This is a genomic window from Thalassotalea ponticola, assembly GCF_041379045.1.
GTDB classification, from domain to species: domain Bacteria; phylum Pseudomonadota; class Gammaproteobacteria; order Enterobacterales; family Alteromonadaceae; genus Thalassotalea_A; species Thalassotalea_A ponticola.
Window position 1 is genome coordinate 3,259,198 of sequence record NZ_CP166871.1, and the last position, 21,529, is coordinate 3,280,726.

The following is a 21,529-nucleotide window of genomic DNA, read 5'->3' on the forward strand; positions in this document are numbered from 1 at the left end:
TTGTTTAGCGCCTCACCTGAATCCAGGTGCTCTCTTCCCCAATGTTAGCGTCGCTGTCAAAGCGCTGGGTTTATCCCCTACGCCTGCTTGACAACGGTTTGCTTGATTTGACCAAAAATTGATTGGCCATTGGCATCAAACATTTCAATTTCAATGGTGTCGCCAAAGCTCATAAACGGTGTACTCGGCTGACCATTATCAATGGTTTCAATCATTCGAATTTCAGCAATACAGCTGTATCCCACGCCACCTTCAGATACCGGCTTACCTGCGCCGCCGTCCAGTTTATTTGACACCGTACCCGAGCCAATAATGGTTCCGGCTGCAAGAGGACGCGTACGCGCCGCGTGAGCAATTAACTGACCAAAGTTGAAGGTCATATCAACACCGGCGTTGGGTTTACCAAATACGCCGCCATTGTATTTTGAACACAACGGTAAATGCAACACACCATTTTGCCATGCGTCACCCAATGCCTCAGGGGTAACACACACTGGGCTGAACGCACTTGATGGCTTTGATTGGAAGAAGCCAAAGCCTTTTGCGAGCTCGCCTGGAATTAAACCGCGCAGTGACACGTCGTTGACGATCATCACTAACTTGATATGAGATAGAGCTTGTTCGGCGCTGACTCCCATTGGTACGTCATCGGTAATCACCGCAATCTCAGCCTCAAAGTCAATGCCAAAACCATCGTCTTGTGGCATAACAATATCATCTGTTGGCGCTAAAAAGCTATCTGAGCCACCTTGGTACATCAGAGGGTCGGTCCAAAAGCTCTCTGGCATTTCCGCGTTACGCGCTTTGCGAACTAATTCAACGTGATTGACATAGGCACTGCCGTCAGCCCATTGAAAGGCACGAGGTAATGGTGAGTGACATTGGCTTTGTTCAAAGGCAACACCGTCAATTTGGCCCTGTTCCAACTGTTGGTGTAGTTGCTGTAATTGCGGAGCAACAGTCTGCCAATTGTCTAACGCACTTTGCATCGTTGGTGCAACCTGCTCTGCTGATACCATTTTGGTTAACGCGTTATTAACCACGTAAAGGGCGCCATCACGGCCCGCTTTTAAACTTGTTAATTTCATTATTTATTATCCTGAAAATCTTCACCGTTGTGTAACCAAGCGGCATGCTGAGGTGCCTTTTTGGTTTCTGCCCACTCATCAAGCATATCCACTGACACGCGCTTTAATTCTTCTAACATACCCGGTTTGGCAGTTTGCGCTGCAAGCTCAATGCGATGACCGTTGGGGTCAAAGAAATAGATAGATTTAAAGATGGTATGATCAACGGGCCCTAACACCGACAAACCAGCCGCTTCGAGCTTAGCTTTGTGGTTGAGCAGATCATCCATAGACTCAACTTCAAAGGCAATGTGTTGTACCCATTCAGGGGTATTTTGATCGCGATCCATCTTCGGCGAATTTGGCAGTTCGAAGAATGCCAATACATTGCCCATACCCGCGTCTAAAAAGACGTGCATGTACGGATCCGGCTCTTTGGTCGAAGGCACTTCATTTTCTGCTATCGCTAGCTGAAAATCCATGCCCAGTAAATCGCGATAAAACGCAACCGTTTGTTTGGCATCATTGCAGCGATAAGCCACGTGATGAATGCGCTTAATGGTCATGCTACCCCCTAAGCCTGCTTCGCTTCGTCTTTGATCACGCCGCGCTCCAATTGGTCGCGTTCAATAGATTCAAACAGTGCTTTAAAGTTACCTTCGCCAAAGCCTTCATCTTCTTTGCGTTGAATAAATTCAAAAAACACTGGACCAAGCAAGGTATCAGAGAAGATTTGCAATAACAATCTAGGTTGGCCACCTTCGGTGCTACCATCAAGTAAGATACCTCGAGTTTGCAACTCGTCTACTGGCTCTCCATGACCAGGTAAACGCTCTTCCAACATATCGTAATAGGTGCTCGGAGGCGCTGTCATAAACTTGATACCACGCGCTTTTAACTTATCCCAACACGCGATGATATCATCACAAGCAAAAGCAATGTGTTGGATACCTTCACCATTGTACTTCATTAGGAATTCTTCAATTTGGCCACCGCCACCTGCTGCTTCTTCGTTCAGTGGAATGCGAATCTTGCCGTCAGGTGCGGTCATCGCCTTAGACAATAAGCCCGTGTACTCACCCTTAATATCAAAGTAGCGAATTTCGCGGAAGTTAAATAAGTTTTCGTAGTATGAAGCCCAATAATCCATGCGGCCGCGGTACACGTTGTGAGTAAGGTGGTCCAGCGTGTGGAAGCCACACCCCTGTGGATGGCGATCGACCCCTTCAATCCAGTCAAAATCGATGTCGTAAATGGTATTGTTACCTTGATAGCGATCGATTAAGTACAACGTTGCACCACCGATGCCTTTAATCGCAGGTAAGCGCAATTCCATCGGCCCGGTCGCTACTTCAACCGGTTGTGCACCCTTAGCTAAACATTGCTTGTAAGCATAGGCTGCATCTTTAACGCGAAATGCCAAGCCACATGCCGATGGGCCGTGCTCTTGCGCATAGTAATCGGCATGACTTTTTTTCTCGTAATTGGCAATAAAGTTAATATCGCCTTGGCGCCATAATTGCACATCTTTTGATTTGTGATTCGCCACATGAGTGAATCCCATGCTGTCAAAAACCGGCTCAAGAATGCCTTTCTCTGGTGCCGAAAACTCTACAAATTCAAAGCCATCAAGCCCCATTGGGTTGTCAAATAAATCAGCCATCCTGTCTCTCCATCTCTTGTTGTTTGCTCAACTTGCGTTAGCTATAGCAATATCGTGCAAATCGTATTATTCTAATTATAGTTACATTTGAAACTAGTTTAGTCTTTTCACTAGCAATGCTCAATTAGCGTGACAATATGTTTACCTGCACAAATGGCACCATATCTTTACAACAATTTTTACCGTACCGGCTGACGACGTTGGCAAATCGCATATCGCAATCACTGGCCAAAAAATACCAAACGCAATTTGGTATTAGTGTGAGTGAATGGCGAATCATTGCTGTATTAGGTGAAAAACGAAAGGCCAGTGCGGTCGAAATAACCCAAACCATTGCCATGGACAAAGTGTCGGTATCAAGAGCGGTTAAGAAGTTACTCACTAAGCACATAGTTGATAAAGTGGTCAGCAAAACAGATAGCCGTTCGTATGATCTGCAACTCACTGAACAAGGACAGGATTTGTATCAGCAACTGGTGCCAATTGCTATAGAGCATCAACGCTTAGCGCTAAGGGAGTTCTCGGCTGACGAGCAACGCCTTCTCGCCAATTTACTCACCAAGCTCGATAACAGCCGAGCGACGGATTATTTGACCGAAAAGAATGAGTATTAATTGGCTTTAAAGGTCAACTTAGGCTTGCTCTTGGCTTTTATTTTGGTGCGACACGGGATCAGGCGAGTGCTCTTAATGTTGTGCTTATCAATCAGCTCATCAATAAACAACTCGGTGCGCTTTTGCCCCATTTTGCGCAGCTCATGTGCGACCGTTTTATCGTCTGTATTACCGATAACTACTGGGCAAATGGTTAGATGTAATTTTTTTCTCTGATTCAATAACTTGGCGAGCTTATCTACAAACGGTTGCTGTTCATCGGTTAGCTCTGTTTGCCCTATTTGGTAAGGCAAATCTTCAATTTTAATCTTAAACAAATCACCAGATGCCATCATCACGATATTGGCAACCCCGGCATACGGTACCAGCGTTTGTAATAAATACATCTGCGCCCCTTCTTTTATCGCTTTGGTGGTGATCAGCGAAATAAAGCCACCAAGACCAAAATTGGGGTCGTCAACGTTGCCCGTTAACGGCACCGTGACTTTCATATTGCCTTGTTCATCAGTTAATTGCGCCACCACCGTACTCAGAGGTAAACCTGATGCCGATGCATTACTCGATTTTTGCTCTTTGATGCGAAGGCCGTTAATACGAGTTTTCACTTCACCATCGATTAAACCTTTTGCTACGGCAAAGTGAAAATCGGCATACAACAGGCCTCGCTCGATTGATAACCCAGACGAATCAATTAAATAAGGAGTAAACTTTTTCAGATCGATGCCATCCAGCCGCCCTTTTGCTTGCGTGTCTAAGCGCTCGGCAAAAGGAAACAACGAGCCTTCTATTGAGATGAGTGAACGTTTACCCAATCGCCCTTGCCCCGCAAATTTGGTCCGCATCTTACGCGAACCATCGGTGGTTTTATCAATATCGGTGACCGTTAACTGCTCAATCACAACACGTTGCTCAAAAACTTCAGTTAGTGAGTAATCGTGAATGAAAAACTCTGGCTTACCACTGAGTTGGACTTGATTTACATGCATTGAAAAGTCTTCTGTTTGGCCACTTGTGGTTTTAGCTTCTGAGGTTGCGGCTTTACCTTGCTTTGGTTGTGCATTTTCACTGGCGAAAATATTGACTAAGTTTGCAATTTTGCTTTGTTCATCGCGATACAATTCAACGTGTTTAACATCAATATCAATATTATCGACCTGTAAATCACGGTCTTTCCAACTTAGCTTGGCTAACTTTAATTGGTTAAATTCCAGTAGCGGTTTAATTGCCGAACTCTCAATACCGCTCAAGGTATTCATTTTATTGACATGCGAGAACAAGCCATTGGTAAGTGTGATATTATCAAGGGTCACGACCATCGGTTTTTTGTTCTGTTGAGCTAAGGTCAGCGCGACAATTTGCGCACCTTCTAAGCTGAGAATTTTAGCGATTGGCTCGCCTTGTTTATCTGTTTGTAGCCAGTGCAAGCTCTGGGTTGCACCATCAAAACGAGAGCTGAATTGGCGAAATGCGTTGTTTTGATCAAAGCTCAGATTAAAGTCTGACAAGCCTGCTCGCACCGTTTCAATGTCAATTTTTGAGAACGAGTCTTCTTTGTTTAAAATGTTATCAATAGTGCCCTCGGTTAAACTGACCTCGCTTTTTTCACTGGTAACAACAATCCCCTGATCATCGTAAACGAGCTTCGCTTGCCCGTTGACGGTGAAAACGCCTTGCGACAACGGCAGCGCATTGGTTAAAAAATCATTGATGTCTTCAACGTCAACCCTTGCATCAACATTATCAGCACCCAGTTCAACAAACTTGCCTTTGCCTTTGGCGTGAGCGGCAAGAGCTGCCGTGTTTTGTCGGTATACTAGGTTCGCATCAAGTTGAGCCTGATAACTGTCTTTATTTAAGGCAATATTGGTCAATGTCAGCTGCTTGACCTGCAGTGGATCCTTGTCCTTGGCAAAGACGATATCGGCAACGCCCGCTAACGAGTCAATCGCCAGCTGCTGTGCTGGCGAATGCGCAATCGCGTTTGCCGTCAATTCAGCGTTGTTAATCATCAGCAATTGCGTTTTTTGTTTTTCTTGGCTGTTGGACCAAATAAATTTCTCAACCGTGGCCGACGCATCGCTGGTAATGTTCAGTTGACTATTACTGGCGAGGCTGACATTGGTTTGGCGGGTCTTTAACTGCAGTTGTTGCAGCTCAAAGTGGTCTGTTTTGTTAGCTCGAACATCGCGAAATCTAAGCTTAGGACTCACCAAGCTCCACTCGCTAGAGCCCGTAAAAAATGTAAGCGCACCATCACTGTGTTGCACACGCATATCTGTCGTGGTCAGCGCTAGTGCTTTGCTACTTGCGTTAACCGATTTTTGCTCTGCTACGCGAAGGCTTTTAACCTGAGCTTTATCGGCTTGCAGCTGTGCGAGCTGAGTTTGCACATTGAGCTGACCTTGAGTGATATCTATGTTGGTATTCTCAGTTTGTAATTTCGCCACCCCCAGGACTATCTTGGCCCCAGCTTGGTCACTGGCGATGTTGGTGAGTTGCCCGTTTTGCAGAACGAGTGACGCATCTTTACTCGTGATGTTGATTTGCTCAGGCTGATATCTGATCTTTGCTTGGCCGACTAGCGATAGTTGTCCTTGGGTTAATGGTAACGGCTCTGATAATATCGCGTTCACATCGGAGGCAATTACACGGCTGTCAACGCTGGTTATGTCAATGAGTAAATCAGCTAATGTGCCGTCGATATCTCCCCCTGCAACTAGGGCGTTGTCCAAGTAGCTGGTATTTATATTAAATTCGGCTTTATACCCCTGCTCACTCAACTCAACATCCGCCCCTTCTATGGCATGCACCATCAGTGGCGCATGGTCAGGGCTGAATACAAAACGACCGTTAACCCCTATTTCATCGATGGTATAACTTTGGCTCGATGTGGGTGTTGGCTCGTTATCTTTTGGCGCTGACGGTTGCCTCGTGAGTTGTTCAATTAGTGGCTTGAGCTGTTGATGATTCAAAACAAAACCATCAACATTGAGGTAGTTGAGGTGTATGGTGTTGCTAAACAATGACTGAATTTCTAAATTCGCTGCCAAGTGATCGGTTTCTAACAACACCTGATCTTGATAATGCACTACGAGCTCATCAACTTCGACCGACAACCCAGTCGGTGAAAAACGCAGGGTTTGGTAACTCAGCGTCGCATTGAGGTGCGATAAATAGCGGTTGGCCAAATATTTGATAATGCTGTCACTGGACAACCACAACGCCCCCCATAATCCGGCCAAAACCGCAACGGCAATCAGTAATTTAAGCCAGATATTCATTGCTACCCCTGTTGTTGTTGACGTCTATAAAGTATGGGTTAAAGACGGTCATAATTTCCAGAAATTAAGGTCAATTTTGTCAGTTTATAACGCCCCACATACAGGACAATCAGCTCGCTTTATTACCGAGAATTGTTGAAATTGCATATCGAGCCCATCGAATAACAATAACTTTCCGATGTTGTCATTGCGCCCAAGTAATAATCGCAGAACTTCAAGTGCTTGCAAGCTACCCATAACACCAAGTAATGGTCCAATAACCCCCATATTGGCGCAATTTAGCTGCTCATTAGTCAATTGCGGATACAAACACTGATAACAGGGTGACGACGGTTGGCTAAAATCAAAGCTAGACAATTGACCCGTTCCTTGGATTGCCGCCGCGCTAACTAATTTTACGCCGCTAGTGACACAAGCGCGATTGATGTACTGGCGTGCTTCAGCATTATCGGTACAATCAACAACAACGTCAGCAGAACGAAATAACGAGGCGGTATCAAGGTTGAGTATTGAGTCGCAAATGGGCTTTACATGACAATGCGGATTTAAACTTTCCAGCTGCTGCATCGCCACCTCGACCTTAGACTCACCGATGTCAAAGTCGCTGTATAGGATTTGCCGCTGAAGGTTAGATAACTCGATGGTATCGTTGTCGACAATGGTTAATCGCCCTACACCAGCGGTGGCTAAATATTGTGCGGCAGGACAGCCTAAACCGCCCATACCGACGACCACAACACGCGCTTGTTTAAATGACAACTGACCTTGCTCGCCGATTTGTTCGACCATGATATGTCGATTAAAACGGATGAATTCCCGATCTGACAAACTCACGTTTTTCCCCTCACAACATCGCTAAATCGAGGTTATTGTTATCGCTTAACCACCTCGCTTAGCCGGCTATTCTTTTTTGTTTTCACTGATGCCCAATTGATCAAATCGCTGTTTTACCGCTTCTGATATCGACCATTTGGCTTCATCGATTTCACTAGAGCGCACCCAAAAACGGGCGATATATTTTACTTCTGATTCGCCTAGCTCATACACCCTAGCATGTTTATCGCGATCCTGCTCTACAACCTCACTTTTATCGAGCTCCTCAGAGATAGCCGCCAATATAGCTTTTGAATCACAGGCATAAGGGGCAGTAAAAAATAAATCCAAGCGCACGTGAGGTTCCGAGGTCACATTGTGGATGATGTCTTTCCAAATGGTGTTATTGGGCACGGTCAAATGGTGGTTGGCCGAAGTAAATATGGTTGTTGTTACTAACGTCATCTCTCGCACACGACCTTCGAGCCCAGCAACCCGAATTTTGTCGCCAACATCATAAGGGCGATAAATGAGAATCATCAGACCTGAGGCAAAATTGGCCAGCGTTTCTTGAAGGGCAAAACCAATGACAAAACCCATAATCCCCAAACCAGCAAGTAATGGACCTATTTGCAGTCCCAGTTGAGCCAATGCATACAATAAACCGAGTAATAAAATCAATCGACCAGAGCTGACGATTAAAAACTTGCGCGCTAATTCTGACATATTAGGGCGACTGCGTTTGAGACTAGCACTGACAATATAGCGCACGAGCTTTGCCAGCAGGCCAGCAATAACAAAGATACCGATAAAGGTTATCGCGCTACCAATGATACTGGGCGCTTGACGCCGTAGCCAAGTTTTAAAGTTAATCCACCACTCGGTAACAAGGTGTGCCAATACTTGTCCGTCGAGGACCTCTTCACTTAGCGTATTTCGGGCTTGAATTACCGTCTTCTTATAGAGCGCCGCCGACAAGTCAAGATCTTCCAATAACGTAACTTGTTGCTGTAATCGATTGGCGTACTCTTGAATTTCTAAATTGAGCAGCGCCGTTTGTGAAATCAGTTTTTTGCCGGTTTCCGACTCCGTGCGCACCACCGCTTTTTGCTTTTGTAACTTCATCAGCTTGTCTTCGTTTAAACCAATTAAACCGGCTAGTGTGTCGGCCTGCTTGCGAACTCGCTCCTTAGCTAGCAATAGTGGACGTTGATTATCTACGTCGAGGAACGCCGACTTTTTGGTTAAGTAAACCAGCGCGTAATACAGTTCTTCTTGGTAACGACGGGCGAGGTTTAACCGCCAATTCATTTGCTCTACCCGGTCTTTTGCCGGGCCTGCGTTGACGGTAAAAATGCTTTGTCGCGCTGTCGCTATTTTTTCTTCCAGTTCGCGTACCGATTTATCGCTACTGTCGATATCCGCGTATATATCGACCAGAGCCTTCTCAACCAGCTCCCGCGCTGACTGACGATAGGATTTAATGAATGGTTGGTCTTTATTGGCATAGACTTCATCGAGATATTGCAATAGCAAGTTGCGATAGCGAGTTAACGTGCTTTGCCGCTGCTTTGCCAACGCCCGCTTTTGATATCCAAGGGTATCATCACGCTCGGTTTCGATCTGTTCGATAAGCTCTTGATAATCAGCAATTTCGGTTAGAGTTTGCTGTAATTTTTGCTCAACATTAGCGTCTTGAGCGTCCGCATTTGATGCTTGAGCGACTGACAGCATGGCGGCGAGCCATGTGCATGACAGCGCGATCAGTGTATATCGTAAAAAGGGAAGTGATGTCATCGTGTAAAATAGTTAATCAAGCATATATATTAACCATAGCAAAACGGCAATATTTCACATTACAGATGCTGGTTGACTAAAGATGGCTATTGATAAAACGGCAAACCTTTGCCACAAAACCACAAGCAAGAGGCAAAACACTGCCGTATCCACAGCATATCGGTATACGCGATAAAGTAATTAACCAATAAAAAAGCACCGGTATTCGCATCTTTAAGAGCGAGTAACGGTGCTTTTTTTACGTTCGGTTGAGTGCTTAGTGCTTAGCGCCACCAGTTGTCGGCAGGCATTTCGTATAGCCCTAACTCAACTTCAACTTTATTAACTGGCTTTTTAAACAGTGACTGAAGAAGTGCTAACATAGATCCTCCTGTCGACTATATGCGGATTTTTACGCGAGTTTGCTCAACATCAAGCTGCTGAGTATCATTTTGCTCAGGCTTAATGCGGATTTTTACACGGCTTAGCTCTGGCTTAATGCGGATTTTTACGCGGCTTAGCTCTGGCTGAATACGGATTTTTACGCGAGACTCGGTTGCGTCGACAGCATCGCCTTGTACAGGTGACGTAGCCATAAGTGCAGAGAATAAAATAGAACTTAACATAGTGAACTCCAAGGGATTGTTATTTTTGTATAAATCTAACAATCACCCTGCAGTAACTATGCCAACTTTACCTCGACACCCAAATCAAGTAGTTAAAACGAAGGTGCTCTCGGCCTAACCGTGATCAACACCACCGCTAAACCAACTAACGATCAGCAAATTTGGCGCTGTTGCTTGAAATCATATGCGACAGCAAATAATTATCAAACTCGTCGCTGGGTAACGGTCTCGAATACAAATACCCTTGCAGTTCGTCACAGTTCATCTGCTTCAACTTATTCAGTTCCGATTCGGTTTCCACCCCTTCAGCAACAACTTTCAGTTCAAGTGTATGAGCGATGTCGACAATGCTGCGCACTAGGTTATGGCCCTTTTGCGAGGTGTGCATATCGCGAATAAACGTTTTATCTATTTTCAGCGAATCGAGCGGGAATTGCTGTAAATAAGCCAGCGAAGAATAACCGGTACCAAAGTCATCTAAGGCCAGACTAATCCCCATGGCTTTTAACTTAGTCAGCGTCGCAATAGCTGACTCAGGTGAGCTCATCATCATCCCTTCAGTGATTTCCAGCTCTAAATGACGAGGAGGTAAGCCGGTATCGCTTAATACGTCACTGATGATGCGCAACAAGTTCGGTTGATTAAATTGGACTGCCGATAAATTGACTGCGACTCGTCCTGAAAACAGACCGTTATCAATCCACTTTTTAGTTTGTTTGCAGGCCTTTTTCAGTACCACGTTGCCAATATCGATGATTTGCCCTGTTTCTTCAGCAATTGGGATAAATACATCTGGGCTAATGACTCCTTGGCTACCGGCCTGAAAACGAACGAGCGCTTCCATTCCGGCAATTTTGCCTGTTGGAATGTCGATTTTAGGCTGATAGAAAACGCTAAATAAGTCTTCTTTCAAGCCGTGTTGAATTAAGCCTTCAACCTGCAATCGCTTCACCGCTGCTTGGTTCATTGAATCGTTAAAGAATTGATAGCTACTGCCACCAGAGCTTTTGGCGTGGTACATTGCGGTATCGGCTTTTTTCAGCAAGTCGGTTGAGGTTTGGCCATCATCTGGGTAGAGCACAATACCCACAGAACCCGATAAGAATATTTCGTGCTTTTGCACAAATAAAGGTTCGGCAACGGTATCGAGTACATTTTTCGCAAAGCTGGTAATTTTATGGATATCGGTCGTGGTTATTAAAAAGGCAAACTCATCTCCGCCTAAGCGGTAGCAATTGTTGTTTACTCCCTCAACAAATCGAATGCGCTCAGTTAAGCCACATAATAACAAGTCGCCAAAGTGATGACCGAGAGAGTCATTAATGCGTTTAAAGTTATCCAAATCACACACCACCAAAGCGTGGGCAACGTCCTGGGCAACTAACTGTTGGTGCTCTTTAAGGAACAACGCTCGGTTAGACAAACCGGTAAGCGTGTCTAAGTGTGTTGCTTTATCAAGTTCTTCAGCGACGCGTTTTTTCTCAGTGATATCGGCAAATACGGCAACATAGTGCGATATTTGATCGTTGTCGTCTTTGATAACGTCGAAGGTAATATCTATTAGGCACAAGCTATTATCCGCTTTATGTGCGGTGAGCTCACCAACCCACGAACCTTGCAGTTCAAGTACGCGTCGAATGTTATTGGTAAAGCGCTCTTTTCTGATGTAATTGGCTAGAGGTGTGCCTAATATGGCTGATTTATCGGCCCCAATTATGGACTCAAATGCCAGATTGCAGTCAATCAATTGAAATTCGGTATCCCAAATAACCACCGCATCAGTAATACTTTCAATACTTTTGGCCAATAATTTAAGGCGCGCCTCATTGGCTTTGGTTTGGCTAATATCTTTAATGGTTCCCGCCATTCGCAACGGATTACCCAAGTGGTCTTTTTCTACAATTTTGCCTCGGTCAAGTACCCATAACCACTCGTTATCTCCACCTTTAATTCGATATGATTCCTCGTAATACGGCGTTTCACCAGCCTTGTGCTTTTGCAATGCTTGGCGCACCCGAACAAAGTCATTTGGATGAATGTTTTGTTGATGTTCTTGATGGGTGTCGATCTGGGCGCGGTTGGGAAGCCGGTGCCAGATGTTGGAGCGATACATTTTATTGTTGGCGATATCCCAATCCCACATTTCATCGCCTGAACCCCACAGCGCCAGCTTTAACCGCTCTTCGGATTGTCTGATTTGTAAATTGACTCGTTGCTTTTGCTTTGCTTGTCTATACAGAACGTAAACAATAAGTAGACAGAAAAGCGCATACATCAAAATTGCGTTCTTTGATTTCCAAAACGGTGGTAATACTTGGATGTACAGCGGCTCTGCGTTGTATTCACGCCCCGTTGACGGACTAAACGCCTGCAGTTCAAAAGTGTAATGACCGTCGGATAAATTAGTGTACGTTGCACGACGGTTAGTGGCGTCAGTGGTAAACCATTGAGAGTCATTGCCAACTAAGCGGTAACGATACTTGATGCGCTGTGCCGACATTGGATTAGGTGAGACAAAGTCGATACTGATCGGCGATTGCTTGTAGTCAAGTGTTATCGCTGGTTGGTTGTGCAACGGACTTGTTAAGATGACTCTCGATTGTTCGTCTGGCTTATCGCCAATTTGAACCAATTCATTAGCGATATAAAGTTCCGTTAAAATCGGTTTGTTGATTACCTCTTGTGCGATAGCGATATCTTGACTGTAGAAACTATTAAAGCCATTAAGACCGCCGAAGTACAACTTGTCTTGGCTAGATTTAAATCCCGCTCCAGAATTAAATTCACTGCCTTGCAAGCCAAACGTCGTGTCGTAGTTACTGACCGTCGAGGTCTCAACTTCAATCTTGCTAATCCCTTTATTGGTGCTAACCCAGACGCTGTCGTCAACCACCAGTAACTTAGCAATAAAATTATTCTTTAATCCATTTTGCTCGTTATAGACCGAGAACTGCTTTGATTCTTTGTGATAGCCAATCACCCCTGAATCCCACGTTGCAAACCACAAGTGGTGTTTCGACTCAACCACATCAGTAATAAAAAGATCGGCAATAGGTGTGGTCTCTGGCATGTAAAACAAACTAAACGCGTCTTTGACCACATCGTATTTGAACAACTTACCTAGCGCGCTTTTAACCCAAATACTGCGCTCTTCAGCGCGTCCAACAGGGTAAAAGTGACTACCCGAGGACGGCATCTTATAAGAGTGAAGCTGGTTGTCTACCGTTGAAAAGCGGTAAATTCGACCGTGGTCAGAACCAAACCAAATATTTGAGTCGGTGGTGACAAAGTAAAAGTGCGCAGAGCCGTTCACTTCGCGCAGATGTTGAGTAAACTCGGTATTGTGCGTTAACGACTGAGTCACGGGATCGTAAACCCACAACTGGTCGTTATCGGTTATCATCCAAATATGATTGTTTGCATCGCTAAAGATATCAATGATGCGCTCGTTGATTTCGACAGGGGCCCGAGTGACTTGGCCTGAGGGTTCATCGACATAAAACAAACCGGTGAAATCAGTAGCGACCCATATTTGCCCATCTGCCAATTCGGTAAAGCTTTGTACGCTGTGACGGTTGTCTTGGTCATTAACCAAATGATGAGAAAACAAGGTAAATGACGGGTGATATTTCATCACCCCGTTGTGTAAACTCGCCGCCCAAATAGCACCTGATGTGTCAGTGTATAAGTCATAAACCGTTTCAACATTAATCGCCCTTGAATGTATATCGCCGGCATTAACAGCCGTTAATTGATTACTGAGCAAATCAAAGTCGTATAACCCACCTTCTGTAGCCAGTAAAACACTGGTGTCGTCAAGTGGCGCAATATCACGCACCACATTTACCTTCGTTTGGTGACCGTAGTCTTGTGCCAAGATGTGTTTGACCACTTTGTAGTTTGGCGAAATAACGTAAATACCATTATTGGTGGCAAGCCAATATTGATTATTAATCCGCTTTAGTGCGTGTATCCCTTGCGCATCAATATCTAATAACCACCTGTTATTGCCATCGGCTTTTTGCAAAAAATTAAAGTGCGCGTCCGCCATGTACAAGCCACTGTCAAAGGTACCGAGCCAGTAGTTTTGTTCGCTGTCTTGATATACAAACTTAATTTCACTTAGCGCTGTTTGATTGCCCAGTTCAACCTTGCTAAAACGACCATCTTCTCTGATATACAAGCTGTCGTCGGTGGTCACCAGTAATTGACCTCGATTGTTCTCTGATATTGACCAAATTGCCTTGCCGTCAAATTCTGTGAAATTGTTGTCAAAGCTATCGGTTTGCTCGTTATAACGACTCAAGCCTAGCATCGTACCAACCCAGATAGAGCCCAGGCGGTCGGTATACAGCTCGCGAATTACATTGTTGGGAATTGTTTGGCTATTACCTGATTGATGTCGATACTGAGTCACCTGGTAGCCGTCGTAGCGATTTAACCCATCGCGAGAACCGAGCCAAAGGTGGCCGAGGTCATCTTGGGTAATGGAGTAAATGGTGCTTTGAGATAAGCCTTTGTTATGCGATACCTGCTCCACTTTGAAACTGTACTGGCTAGCCGACACGCTAAAAGAAAATAACAGAAAGAGAACGAACAATACGGTCCATGTCTGCTTATAAGATAAGGTATGCTGAGCCATTTATTAGTCTTTTTATCAAAGCGGTTGATCGTGGTTTGTTATGACATTAGCTAAAAACGTTGCTTGGCGACTGCTAATCAACAATAAACCATTCGGGTTATTCCAGTGTAAACAACTTGCGCGATGATGAAAAGACTTTAAGTACATAGCATTAGCAAAAGATCAATGCCACTTCACAGCAATATATTTACATTTAAACACCAAGTTACAACACTGGCAGTGATATAATACAGTTACTTTTTACTATGAGGTTTAGTCAGTTGAAATTTGATGTTGTAGTTATCGGCGCAGGCGCCGCTGGATTGTTTTGTGCGGCCACAGCAGCGAAACGCGGTCGTCGCGTATTGGTTGTTGATCACGCCAAACGCCCGGGTAAAAAGATTTTGATTTCCGGCGGTGGTCGCTGTAACTTCACTAACTACTACATCGAGCCGGAAAAGTACTTGTGTAATAACCCGCACTTTTGTAAATCGGCGCTGAGTCAATACACCCAGTGGGATTTTATTGCGCTGGTTGAACGCTACAATATTGCCTACCACGAAAAAACGTTAGGCCAATTATTTTGCGACGATAGCGCTAAAGACATTGTCGCCATGTTGGTTAGTGAGTGTGAACAACATCAGGTGTCGTTTAGCTATCAAACCGAGATTTTGGCTGTTGAAAAGCGCGATGACAACCAGTATCACATTAACACCAGCAAAGCGGATTTTGATTGTGAAAGCTTGGTTATCGCCACAGGCGGTCTATCAATGCCTAAACTTGGCGCAACGCCATTTGCCTATAAAATTGCCGAACAATTTGGCTTACAAGTGCTACCTACCCGCGCCGGCTTGGTACCGTTTACCTTACTACCTGAATTAAAAACCCCCTTGGCGGAGGTTTCAGGTGTTTCAATGCCTACCCGTATCAGTGCCAACAACATGGCATTTAGCGAGGATATGCTGATTACCCATCGCGGTCTTTCGGGACCTGCGGTACTGCAAATATCATCTTATTGGCAACCCGGCGATGACATAAATATAGACCTTTATCCCAATGGGGACTTTAGTGAAGTGCTGAGTAATGCCTTGCAAGAGCAACCTAATGTATCTCTTAAAAACCTATTGAATGTGAACTTTGCTAAGCGATTTGTCGAAAAGCTATTACCACTTATTGGTTTAGATAACGTACCGATTAAACAACTTAATCACAAGCAACAAGCCAGGCTAGTGGATACTATTCACAACTGGACCGTTAAGCCATCGGGTACCGAAGGCTATCGCACGGCCGAAGTAACACTAGGTGGGGTAAACACCGATCATTTATCATCCAAAACCATGGAAGTGAAAACATGCCCTGGCCTGTATTTTATTGGCGAAGCTATGGATGTCACCGGTTGGTTAGGGGGCTACAACTTTCAGTGGGCGTGGAGCTCTGGTTACGTTGCCGGTCAACACGCATAGCTGATGTTTAGCGACAAAAAAGTTTGAGTATTTTTCCATTAGCGTAGCACATATAACTCATCGTCATTCAATAAAGCAGACAAACAAAGCCGTCATCCCATCATGTTTTTCGACTGCAAGGATGCAGGACGAAGATCAATGCATGTAGCGGTTGCCAAAGATAAGATGTCATCCAGTTCCGAGTTGATTCTGTACGGCTGAGTTGTGCCATCAGAGTCAGTCACAATATCAGAAAAAGAACATCGTCATTCCATCATGTTTTTAGATGGAATCTCCTTCAGTTTCGATGTGGTTTGACCGGCAGCTTTGTGCCATTCAAAGTCGCTCACATAATTAGAAACAATTCAGCGTCATCCCATCATGCTTTTGGATGGGATCTCCTTCAATTTCGATGTGCCTTGACCGGCAGCTTTGTGCCAATAGCCGACCTTCACGTATATTAGAATCAGATAAATAATCTACCTTAAGGAAGAGTTTAAAGGGTGCTCTTTGCGAATCAGTTCTTTTACTTTATCGCAATTGATGTGTATTTCGGGGACACCAACTTTCCAAAAGATTTTGGATTGCATCTCTAGCATATAAGGGTATTCAGGCTCTTCTGATTTAACTTTATCAATCAGCCATTTATTTTCTTTTAGCCAATACTTAATTTCTTCAGAGGAAGGGCATATATCTAGGGAACTTTCAAAAATCGATAATAGCCATGCCGCCCCGCTACCTGTTTGAGAGCACTTATTTGACTTAGAGTCACATAATTCTGTAGCGAGCAACGCATCAGAGTTGAATAATAAAAAGGATATAAGTAAAACTTTAAGATTCATATAATTTGGACCAACCTAGTGGCTTTTAATCGCTCTTCCCTATGTTATTAGTTAAGCCTTTAAAGGTATAACCAAATAAAACAATCGCCGCGACCAAGGGTAGTACAAAGACTGGTGATAGATTTGTAGGTGTTCCTAGCAAGATATAACACTGAATAACCGCTACTGCGCCAAGTATTAGGCCAACTCTAGCAAACTTTATTTGAGCTTTAGTTAAGTTATATCCCAAAGGAATATTTACTGAGAACATTACAGAGTAGAGACCAATACAACCGCCTAAGAAAGTCAGTAAAACAATAATACCATCAACTTCAAATCCTATTACCGATGCCAGCATATATGGAACCAACCGCAAACCTAATATTAAAAAGAAGGTTACTGGTGCAAAACATACTAAAAGCAATAAATAGACGGTGATTTTTCTCATGTCATATAAGTATTATATTGTTGTTTCAACGTCCGTTGCTCGCTCACGGCAGCCGTTCGCTACTCACTATGAATCAATAACTTACGCTATTTAACCGACATGCGCAAATGTGCCAGCGGCATCGAATTATTTACACGTAGCCATTCTAAAGCTGCCCGTTTCAGACAATAATAAACTTCCGCCACCACTAGTATTGATAAGCAACTCTCCTGTTTCCACAAACCAAGATGAGTAAGCTGAACCAGGTAATCTAAGCCAAGGTTTGCTTTTCCAGTTTCCCCTACCATCTACATGCAATTCATAGATCAGTCCATCGTTCATAGTAAGGTGTGCTAAACCTGTTGTTGCGATGTAACGTTCCCCTAATTTGTAGATATCTTCTATATTTTCATCTAATAAGTTAGTCTGCTCTCCATCATCGGCGATATGGACTAACTCTCCGCCCCACTCACCTCTATCGCTTCCAACAAGCCAACCATTAGCTACTTTTAATGCTACTCGTGGTACTTGAACAATCTCCTGCCTATGTTCAATAATATTATGAGAATTAACTTCAATGATGCCGCCTGGGTTATCAGCTTTTTGTTGTTCTTCATCACTGGCACCATAACTTAAAATAACGGATTTATATGTTAACTTTTCAAGTTGCTCAGACGCATTTTGTGAGTAAAGCTTTTGAGACGCCGGCTCAGCAACGGTTTCTAAAGTAACTTCATCGCAAGCTTTAATGTCCATATGTTGAAAGTGGAAATACTCAAAAGCAAAGTTCTTTCTATGAAATTCACTCTCGTAAGCTTGCCCATTGCCTATATGTTCTATCGCTTTTAGAGCTGCACTCCTTACGGCCGGATACCAATGATTTTCTGCAACCACTTTAAGCGAACTCAGTGCGTCTTTTGATTTTATTCGCCCAAGCGATTCAGCTGCTACAAAATTTATTTGAACATCAGTTTTATCATTCAGCAATGTAACTAATTTGTGCTCAGCGTTTTTATATCCAATGTAGCCTATTGTTCTCGCCGCAAAGAGCTTAACGTCCATATCATCGCTATCAAGTAACTGAGTTACTGCGGCCCCAGCCCCAACAGCATTCTGACCCAATTCAGCTATATCCCTAAGAATATAAATATCAGCACCTTCAGCTAGAGCTTTGGCGTATATTTCTCCCGCATGCTTTGACTTAATCCCTATTAAGGCTTCATTAGCGGCACGGATAAAGTTTTGTTCATTGTTCCTTAAATCTAATATTTGTGGCTCTATCAGTTTTCCAGCCTCACCTAGAAAACTGATAACTTGTAATGCCCCAATTTTTATCTCTTCATCTACAGAGGGAGCTAAAGCGACATTTATTAGCTTTTTGGCTGCTTCAGTTTTATCATTATCTGCCATATCTTCTAATGCACTACCTAATAGGTAGTAAGTATCATCATTACATTTATACTCACAATGTATTGCTTTAATAATGTAAGGCAAAACACTCTGACCGAAGAGCCGAACGGCATAGCCTTCTTGATTGTGAGGAGCGCTTCTGGATACTAAATATTTTTTCACTGCCACTTCAGCAGCATTTGGAGTCCCAACCTTCGCAAGAGATGGTGCTAACCATGAAATATCCCTATCTAAACCTGCTATGATTTTGGGCAGGAATTTTTCATCAATACTCTCAACCTCTCTAAGTGCTACAGCCCCTATTCGAGCGATAAGTTCGTTATCTTCTTCCAGTAAATTAATAATGAAAGGCAATCCATCGTCTTTAAAAAGTGTTAGTTTTTTGATGATTGCTTGTTCAGGCATAGAAGGGTATTGACCAGGTGTCGAATCTCTGTCAAATACTTCAAATATTTTAGCAATGCATTTTTCTGGTGTTTCGCAGCTATCGGGTTCAATATCTTTGTCTATTGCACCCGCAGAAAACGACAATAGTGCCAGTAAAAGCACCGAAAGCATTAATTTCAAAGTGTTAGTCCCAAAAATAGTTTATATCTGAATGGCTCTAAATCGCTCGCAACAGCCTTTCGCCACTGCATTTATTAATCAATAACTTACGCTATAACTGCGACCGACGCAAACGTGCCAAACGTTAGCAGTCTCGGACTTTAACATCTGTTATGTTTTTACTACTAACAGCCATGAACTCAATGAATAATAAAATAAAAACCCAAGTCCACCATAGTAAACATACTTTAAATCATTTTTCAGTTCAAAACGGGATAAAATTGGCCAAACAATTAATAGTAAGAAACATAGCCAATCAAGAGAGTGGTACATGTCAAAAGGTTGATTAATACCTTTGAGGTTAGGTGAATCTAAACTCAGCCATCGCCCGAGGAATTCGGATTTCGTTAACGACGCTGAGCCACGAGATTTAATTTTCCAACATACGCTATCTAAAGTTTGACGAGTATACAAGTCGCCTTGAAGACGCAGTGTCAAGTGGCATGTCTCCCCTTTAGAGTGCCTTATCATTTTGGCGCTAACAATATCTACATTGTAGGTTTCAGCTAAAAAAACTGAGTCTACGAATAACAATAACAATGAAGAATAAAACAGTCCCCACGCAGGAAGATATTTATTAAAACCAAATTTTAAAAACATACTTTAAATTTCTAGCTAGACTGTCGAAAAACATAACGTTTTTAATAAGCGGCGCGTGCTGTTTACGCGTCCGTTGCCACGCTTTTTGTGGCGATTTACTTTATTACCTTGTTAGGTACTTACTCTATTAATTTGCGCCTTAATCATTTTGAAAGGCCAATATAAGAATAAAAACACCGTAACAAATATTGCTTTGTATAAGAACACCTTGGGATAAAATTCGGGCAACAAAGCACCTATTAGAAGCGCAAAAAGTAAACTTATAACTAACAAAGCAATTAACACGCTTAAAACAACACCGACTGCTTTAATAGCACTTGGCTGCGCCGAAATGATATTTCGTTTTTCCACAAAGGTTATGAACAAAACGTAAAACAATATCACTATCGAATTAGCAAAAAATAAATCCATGTATTCTTATGTACCTAACAGTTGTAATAAGTGGAAATATTAATGAAATACGAAATTATTCCATTTTCCACGTTTTTTTGATGATTATCACTAGAGATAAACTGTCTCTTAATCGCTCTAAGCTGCCTTGCAGCACTGCTTCGTATTCAATAACCTACGCTATTTATTGGCTTGTTAAGTATCAATTTTAGGCGAGCTAATTTTTCTTTTACCTCTAACCCCTCGTGAGTGTAGCTTTCATCTACGAATTGGCTAGGCGCATGAAAAAACATACCTCTATTTAGTGCAATATACGATTGAGTTGGATTATCTACAATATTTTCCATTTCAATATCAATGATTTCTAAATTAAGTTTTTCAGCTAATCTTTTCAATATCGATAAAGCTCTTTCCTCATATCGTGAATCATCTATATGAATGAAAGCATCAACTAACTCTTCAAAGCTATAATTATCGAAATTTGGAGCAGTCTCGAAATACAAAATTATCCTTTCCTTGATGTAATAGTAGCCTGTGATGTTGAAAGTTTTCTAACTCCGCCTTTGGTCATAAACACCTCTCTACTTTCAATTGTAGTGTGTCCATGAAAATGGGGTAAGACGACATATGCGACATTAACGTTGTGCGGGCATTGCTGTCAAATTAGATGAAAACATTGCTTTCAGCTAACACTAGTACTCACTGAAAGGTGATTAACAACAATTAATGAAGGGCATATATGAGGTTTGAACTGGCAGGGCGACAAACGCCCTGCGATACTTCGTGTTTTATTAGGTTATAGCTTTGAGCTAAGCGCCGTCGGCCGGTGGCTCTACCGATACCGGGCCATTTTTCGCCATTTCAGCCAAGTCTTTATCAACGAAGAATAAAGCGTGCCCGTCTTTACCAACCAATTCAATTTTGTCGATAATAGATTTAAATAAAGTTTCTTCTTCGTGCTGTTCTGCCACAAACCATTGCAAAAAGTTAAAGGTTGAATAGTCTTGAGTAGTAAACGCCGTATGCGCTAACGCGTTAATGCGTTCGGTTATCAAACATTCGTGCTTATAAGTTTCTTTGAATACGTCAACGAGTGATTCAAAATCGTGTGGTGGCGCTTCAATGGCACCAATGATAGGCATTGCACCGGTTTCACTTACGTAGTTAAACAAGCGGTTCATATGCTGCATTTCTTCAATCGCATGCTTGCGCATAAAAGCAGCAGCGCCTTCAAAGCCAGCGTCTTCACACCATGCACTCATTTGTAAGTACAGGTTTGAAGAATAAAATTCCATATTGATTTGCTCGTTGAGCTGCTCAATCATAGGTTTCTTTAACATAATACGTCTCTGTTTAATTGGTATGTCAGTTT

16 protein-coding genes are annotated in these 21,529 nt (G+C 43.1%); 2 read left to right on the forward strand and 14 right to left on the reverse strand.

What is annotated here, in order from left to right; genetic code table 11:
* Positions 1 to 77 precede the first annotated feature (77 nt).
* The 3 genes from ACAY30_RS14380 to hppD are packed head-to-tail and all read right to left on the reverse strand — an operon-like array spanning position 78 to position 2,730.
* On the reverse strand, positions 78 to 1,088 hold the full coding sequence (locus tag ACAY30_RS14380) for a fumarylacetoacetate hydrolase family protein (protein WP_290251815.1): 1,011 nt from the start codon (positions 1,086 to 1,088) through the stop codon (positions 78 to 80).
* Complete coding sequence (locus ACAY30_RS14385) at positions 1,088 to 1,633, reverse strand: VOC family protein (RefSeq protein WP_290251814.1); 546 nt, start codon at positions 1,631 to 1,633, stop codon at positions 1,088 to 1,090. Before ACAY30_RS14385 ends, ACAY30_RS14380 begins: the two co-directional genes overlap by 1 nt.
* Positions 1,634 to 1,641: 8 nt before the next feature.
* Complete coding sequence (gene hppD / locus ACAY30_RS14390) at positions 1,642 to 2,730, reverse strand: 4-hydroxyphenylpyruvate dioxygenase (RefSeq protein WP_290251813.1); 1,089 nt, start codon at positions 2,728 to 2,730, stop codon at positions 1,642 to 1,644.
* A 137-nt stretch (positions 2,731 to 2,867) separates the two neighbouring features.
* Between hppD and ACAY30_RS14395 the strand changes: the two genes are divergently transcribed.
* On the forward strand, positions 2,868 to 3,344 hold the full coding sequence (locus ACAY30_RS14395; protein WP_290251812.1) for a MarR family winged helix-turn-helix transcriptional regulator: 477 nt from the start codon (positions 2,868 to 2,870) through the stop codon (positions 3,342 to 3,344).
* Here ACAY30_RS14395 and ACAY30_RS14400 read toward each other — a convergent pair.
* The 5 genes from ACAY30_RS14400 to ACAY30_RS14420 form a co-directional block, all read right to left on the reverse strand.
* Entirely contained in the window at positions 3,341 to 6,625 is a 3,285-nt protein-coding gene (locus ACAY30_RS14400) for a DUF748 domain-containing protein (protein WP_290251811.1), read from the reverse strand. The genes ACAY30_RS14395 and ACAY30_RS14400 overlap by 4 nt on opposite strands.
* An 84-nt stretch (positions 6,626 to 6,709) precedes the next feature.
* Positions 6,710 to 7,459, reverse strand: a complete 750-nt coding sequence (locus ACAY30_RS14405; protein ID WP_290251810.1) for a molybdopterin-synthase adenylyltransferase MoeB — start codon at positions 7,457 to 7,459, stop codon at positions 6,710 to 6,712.
* Positions 7,460 to 7,525: 66 nt separating this feature from the next.
* Positions 7,526 to 9,172, reverse strand: a complete 1,647-nt coding sequence (locus ACAY30_RS14410; protein WP_290251809.1) for a mechanosensitive ion channel domain-containing protein — start codon at positions 9,170 to 9,172, stop codon at positions 7,526 to 7,528.
* 440 nt (positions 9,173 to 9,612) lie between these two features.
* Positions 9,613 to 9,840, reverse strand: coding sequence for a hypothetical protein (locus ACAY30_RS14415; RefSeq protein ID WP_290251808.1), 228 nt, complete (start codon positions 9,838 to 9,840; stop codon positions 9,613 to 9,615).
* Between the two features lie 145 nt (positions 9,841 to 9,985).
* Positions 9,986 to 14,482 carry an EAL domain-containing protein gene (locus tag ACAY30_RS14420; RefSeq protein ID WP_290251807.1) on the reverse strand — a complete coding sequence of 1,499 codons (4,497 nt, stop codon included), beginning with the start codon at positions 14,480 to 14,482 and terminating at the stop codon, positions 9,986 to 9,988.
* 245 nt (positions 14,483 to 14,727) lie between these two features.
* Here ACAY30_RS14420 and ACAY30_RS14425 point away from each other — a divergent pair, with 245 nt between their 5' ends.
* Positions 14,728 to 15,924, forward strand: coding sequence for an NAD(P)/FAD-dependent oxidoreductase (locus ACAY30_RS14425; RefSeq protein WP_371189939.1), 1,197 nt, complete (start codon positions 14,728 to 14,730; stop codon positions 15,922 to 15,924).
* A 458-nt stretch (positions 15,925 to 16,382) separates the two neighbouring features.
* Here ACAY30_RS14425 and ACAY30_RS14430 read toward each other — a convergent pair whose 3' ends face one another.
* The 6 genes from ACAY30_RS14430 to ftnA all read right to left on the reverse strand — a co-directional run bounded on the left by ACAY30_RS14430 (position 16,383) and on the right by ftnA (position 21,497).
* Positions 16,383 to 16,745, reverse strand: coding sequence for a hypothetical protein (locus tag ACAY30_RS14430; RefSeq protein ID WP_290251805.1), 363 nt, complete (start codon positions 16,743 to 16,745; stop codon positions 16,383 to 16,385).
* A 25-nt stretch (positions 16,746 to 16,770) separates the two neighbouring features.
* The gene (locus ACAY30_RS14435) at positions 16,771 to 17,172 is read right to left on the reverse strand and encodes a hypothetical protein (RefSeq protein ID WP_290251804.1); all 402 of its coding nucleotides are present in this window, start codon (positions 17,170 to 17,172) and stop codon (positions 16,771 to 16,773) included.
* 126 nt (positions 17,173 to 17,298) lie between these two features.
* Positions 17,299 to 19,119 (reverse strand): HEAT repeat domain-containing protein, encoded by a 1,821-nt coding sequence (locus tag ACAY30_RS14440; protein ID WP_290251862.1) that lies wholly within the window; start codon positions 19,117 to 19,119, stop codon positions 17,299 to 17,301.
* A 159-nt stretch (positions 19,120 to 19,278) separates the two neighbouring features.
* A complete protein-coding gene (locus tag ACAY30_RS14445; protein WP_290251803.1) occupies positions 19,279 to 19,767 on the reverse strand; it encodes a hypothetical protein in 489 nt (162 codons plus the stop codon).
* Between the two features lie 557 nt (positions 19,768 to 20,324).
* Complete coding sequence (locus tag ACAY30_RS14450; protein ID WP_290251802.1) at positions 20,325 to 20,660, reverse strand: hypothetical protein; 336 nt, start codon at positions 20,658 to 20,660, stop codon at positions 20,325 to 20,327.
* 306 nt (positions 20,661 to 20,966) lie between these two features.
* Positions 20,967 to 21,497: a non-heme ferritin gene (ftnA, locus tag ACAY30_RS14455; RefSeq protein ID WP_290251801.1), complete on the reverse strand. Its 531-nt coding sequence runs from the start codon at positions 21,495 to 21,497 to the stop codon at positions 20,967 to 20,969.
* Between the last annotated feature and the right edge of the window lie 32 nt (positions 21,498 to 21,529).